We start from the raw sequence: 4,639 nt of genomic DNA on the forward strand, positions 1-4,639 counted from the left end.
GCGCTCCTCAGTCGCTCGTTTCACTCGCTCCCTGCGGTGCTTGCATCGCCCGTCTTCGTCCTCGCGACTGCCCCTTTGAGTCCCATCCACCCGCAACCGCACCGCAGCCTCACACCTCCCCAGCCTCGTCGCTCACTTCGTCGCCGGCGCTTCGCGCCGGCTGCCCGTGGCGCTACGCGCCACGCCGTTCGCGACTCCCTCGCGCGTGCTCCTCGCGGCCGATGGCCGCTCGCAGGCACGCGCCACCGCACTTGTCTCGATCGACTCATCGTTTCGCAACGACTCTTCCACACTCACCCTCCCACTCATCGCAACGACTAATCCCCCGCCGGACGCTTCCCGAGGTATGACCGAGAAGGCCACCGCGCGAGCCCACCCGATCCAGGGGCTCGTCAAGTACCACGGGATGCGCGACCCGGAGCTCCGGCTCCCGTACCACGACAGCATCAGCCTCTGTACCGCCCCGACCGCGACGACGACGACGGTCGAGTGGCAGCCCGACGCGAGCGAGGACACGTACGTCATCGGCGGCGAGGCGGTCGACGGCCGGGCCGCCGAGCGCATCGATATGGTCGTCGACCACGTCCGCGAGCTGGCCGGCGTCGACGCCGCGGTCCGGCTGGAGAGCGAGAACTCCTTCCCGTCGAACATCGGCTTCGGCTCCTCGTCGTCGGGGTTCGCGGCCGCCGCGCTCGCGCTCGTCGAGGCCGCCGGCCTCGACCGCTCCCTGCCCGAGGTCTCCACGATCGCCCGCCGCGGCTCCTCCTCCGCGGCCCGGGCCGTCACCGGGGCCTACTCCCGGCTCGACGCCGGGCTCAACGACGAGGACTGTCGCTCGCACCGTCTGGACGTGGGCGTCGGCGAGGACGGGTTCGACCCCGAGGAGGACCTCCGGATCGTCGCCGCGCACGTCCCCGCTTATAAAGAGACCGAGGAGGCGCACCGCGAGGCCGCCGCGAGCCACATGATGCAGGCGCGGACCGCCCACGTGCAGGACCAGCTCGTCGAGATGACCGACGCGCTCCGCGAGGGCGACTTCGACCGGATCTTCGAGACGGCCGAGCACGACTCGCTCTCGCTGACGGCCACCACGATGACCGGCCCCGCCGGGTGGGTGTACTGGCAGCCGGAGACGATCCAAGTGTTCAACGCGGTCCGCGAGCTCCGAGAGGACGGCGTCCCCGTCTACTTCTCGACTGACACCGGCGCCTCGGTGTACGTCAACACCCTCGCCGACCACGCCGACGAGGTCGAGAGCAGAATCAGCGAGATCGGCATCGACACCGACGTCTGGGAGGTCGGCGGGCCTGCGCACGTGCTTGACGAGAGCGAGGCGCTGTTTTAAGTCGGACCGGCGATCTACCGCTCGTGGACGGTCGGCGGGTCACGACCGGCACCACCTCCGCTGCGAGCCGTTCATCAGACCCACTTATTCGAATCCGTCGAAAGTCGAGAGTGCTATCGCGTTCGTCCGTAAATTTTATGTCTCTTGCTAACGTATATCACGGGTGCGGACACAGCGGGGACATACCGGACGACCCGAATGGGTGCGTCTGTCAAGACGGGCTCAATCGGGTTGGAGGTAAAATCAGACCCCCCGACAGGGAAGTGAGATGAACGCCTCGAAGGAGAACCGAAGCGTGCCGGAAACAGTCCCGCCGGCAGGACTGTCGTAAAGGTCAAGTATCGGGCCTTGGGCGACTAAGGTCCGAGAAACCGGCTGCTGGCAACCGCTGGTGAAAGTCCAGCCAAAGCCCCAAAGGGCAACGCCGGGAAAGACCGGCTACAGCCAGCGCAGGTCGGAAGGGCCGTACGGTGCGCGGAAAACGTCTCCCGTCCGGGTCTTAACCGCGGTGTTCGCCCGTTCTCGACAAAGTACCACCGAACAGCGCTGCTGCACGCCGACGCGCTCGCGGCAGTTGCAGGCCGAGCGGGATGATCTCGTTCACACGTGGGCCTGACGGTTGCTGTGGTCTCGATCGCCGCGAAAGAACTTCCCTCCGGTGTTGATTCGATTCTCCGTACTCGTCACGGCGGGTCAACCATGTCCTTCGATGAACCCGTCAACGGCGCGAGTTACTCGTCCGGATCTTCGCCGCGCGCCCGCTTGTACATCGCTAACGCCTCCTCGCGCCGCTCGGAGTGGTCGACGATCGGGGAGGGATAGTCGGGCGCGGCGTTCGCGCGCTGCGTCGGCGAGAGCTCGTGCCACTCGTGGATCAGGTCGGCGTCGACCCCTCGAAGTTCGGGGACGTACTCTTTGATGTACTCCGCGTCGGGGTCGTACCGCTCCCCCTGCGTCATCGGGTTGAAGATGCGGAAGTACGGCTGTGCGTCGGTCCCGGTGGAGGCCGCCCACTGCCAGCCGCCGTTGTCGTTGGCGGTGTCGTGGTCGGCCAGCCGCTCCCGGAAGTGGTCGTAGCCGTGGCGCCAGTCCGCGAGCAGGTCCTTCGTCAGGAAGGAGGCGACGATCATCCTGACGCGGTTATGCATGAACGCCTCCTCGCGGAGCTGACGCATCCCGGCGTCGACGATGGGGTACCCCGTCTCGCCGCGCTTCCAGGCCGCGATTTCCTCGGGGTCGTCGCGCCACTCGATCCCCTCCTCGTACTGCTTGTAGTTATCCGTCACCACCTCGGGGTTGTGGTACAGCACCTGCGTGTAGAACTCGCGCCAGGCGAGCTGCTGCTGGTACTCCTCGACCGCGGCGACGGGGCCGTCGTCGTCATCGCCGCCCTCCTCGCCGTTCTCCTCGGCCCGCTCCTCCGCCGCAGCCATCGCGCGCTCGGTCGCCTCGTAGGCCTCGCGCACCCCGATCTCGCCGTATTTTAAAAAGGCAGACATACGAGAGGTCGACTCGCGGGCGGGGTAGTCGCGCTCCGCGTCGTATCCGAACACCGCCTCCGAGAGGAAGTCGTCGAGCCGCTGGCGGGCCGCCTCGGTGCCGGCGGGACCCACCTCCGCGTCGGGCTCCGCGAAGCCCAGGTCGGCGGGGGTAGGCAGGTCGCCGACGGCGACGCGATCGGTATCGACGCCGCCGTCTGCGACGGCGCCGTCGTCGCCGTTAGCGGCCGCGGTCAGCGCGTCGACGTCGACGAGGTCTGCCGCTTCCGGGGTCGGCGCCGGCGGGTCGGTCTCTCGGTCGGTCCACTTCCGCCAGTAGTAGGTGTACACCGAGTACGGGTCGCCGGCGTTCGTCCGGATCGAGTCCGGCGTGTGCAACACCGCGTCGTGGTGCGCCTCGCGCTCGATTCCGGCCTCGTTGAGCGCCTTGCGGACCGCGGCGTCGCGCTCGCGCGCGAGCCCCGAGTAGTCTCGGTTCCAGACGACGCGGTCGGCGTCGAGGCTCGCGGCCAGTTCGGGGAGCACGGTCTCCGGGTCGCCGCGGGCGACAAGGAGGTCGCTCCCGCGGTCGCGGTAGTCGTCTCGCAGCGCCGCGAGCCCGTCGAGCAGGCGGCGCACTCGCACGTCGCTGGCGTGCGCGAGCACGTCGTCGTCGAAGACGAAGACGCCCGCGACCTCGCCCCTGTCGGCGGCGGCCGCGAGCCCGACGTTGTCGGCGAGTCTGAGGTCCCGTCGGTGCCAGAACAGCTCCATACGATACACACGGGAGCGAGCACCGTGAAACCACCGGCGGGGTCGCAGATCGACCGCCACGGTGTGGTCCACGGATCGACCGCAGTGGCGTCGTCCGCACACCGGCCGCCACGAGGTCGTCACCTGACCGACACCGACGACGTTCTCCGCGGTCGACTCACAGCTCCGGGCGGCCGGGGACGCTCACCCTGTCGAGGAGGAAGTAACCGACCGTGAGCGCGAGCACTAACAGTGCGATCGCGAGCGCCGCGAGCACGGTCTCCTGTCCCGAGCCGTAGTCCTCCAGCCGGAAGCTGATCGCGCGGCGGGCGATGGCGATGATCGAGGCGCTGACGACGATCCGGAGCACGGGCTCGCCCTTGGCGTACGCCAACAGCGTCCGGTGGACCTCGACGATGACCAGCAGGAGGAGCACGCTGTCGAGGAGGCCGACCACCTCGTTCGGGTCGGTGAAGTTCCCGGCGACGAGCAGCCGATACAGCGATAAGAACAGGTCGAAGACGCCGATGAGAAACAGCAGGAGGAGGAAGTACGCGGCCCCGAGCACCAGCCACTCCATCCCCACCGCGGCCGGCTCCGTCGCGTCTTCGAGGTCGAACGCCATGTCATGTGCTCGCGCGGCGGCGGCAAGTCGTTTATGCCTACCCGTCGGGCGTCAGCGCCTCCAGCAGGCGGACCGCCGGCGCCTTCGCTAAGGGGTCGTTGGCGTTGCCGCAGTGCGGCGACTGGACGCACGCCGGGCAGCCGCCCTCGCAGTCGCAGCCGTCGATGAGCCGCGCGGTGCGGGCCATCAGCTCCTCGATCCGCTCGTGGCCGCGGCGCGTGAGCCCCACCCCGCCCGGGTAGCCGTCGTAGACGAACACCGCGGGCGCGTCGGTGTGCGGGTGGTACGGCGTCGAGATGCCGCCCACGTCGGCGCGGTCGCAGAGCAGGTGGAAGGGGAACAGCGAGATGATCCCGTGTTCGGCCGCGTGGATCCCGCCGTTGAAGCCGTACTCGCCGTCGGGCGTGCTCCCGCCGCCCGTCCTCTCGCCCCCGTCGC

Annotated in this window: 4 protein-coding genes; 1 reads left to right on the plus strand and 3 read right to left on the minus strand. The window is 68.7% G+C overall.

Annotation, left to right across the window (positions count from 1 at the left end; all coding sequences use genetic code 11):
• Nucleotides 1-346: 346 nt before the first annotated feature.
• A complete protein-coding gene (gene mvaD / locus DJ75_RS13370; protein WP_094524947.1) occupies nucleotides 347-1,345 on the plus strand; it encodes a phosphomevalonate decarboxylase MvaD in 999 nt (332 codons plus the stop codon).
• 731 nt (nucleotides 1,346-2,076) lie between these two features.
• Here mvaD and DJ75_RS13375 read toward each other — a convergent pair.
• From DJ75_RS13375 to DJ75_RS13385, 3 genes are all read right to left on the minus strand, one after another.
• A complete protein-coding gene (locus DJ75_RS13375; protein ID WP_094524948.1) occupies nucleotides 2,077-3,597 on the minus strand; it encodes a deoxyribodipyrimidine photo-lyase in 1,521 nt (506 codons plus the stop codon).
• A gap of 157 nt (nucleotides 3,598-3,754) precedes the next feature.
• Nucleotides 3,755-4,201: a phosphate-starvation-inducible PsiE family protein gene (locus DJ75_RS13380; protein WP_094524949.1), complete on the minus strand. Its 447-nt coding sequence runs from the start codon at nucleotides 4,199-4,201 to the stop codon at nucleotides 3,755-3,757.
• 37 nt (nucleotides 4,202-4,238) lie between these two features.
• The coding region (locus DJ75_RS13385) for a Zn-binding domain-containing protein (RefSeq protein WP_141212045.1) at nucleotides 4,239-4,639 on the minus strand (401 nt) is incomplete at its 5' end.

The organism is Halorubrum sp. Eb13 (assembly GCF_002252895.1).
Classification (GTDB): Archaea; Halobacteriota; Halobacteria; order Halobacteriales; family Haloferacaceae; genus Halorubrum.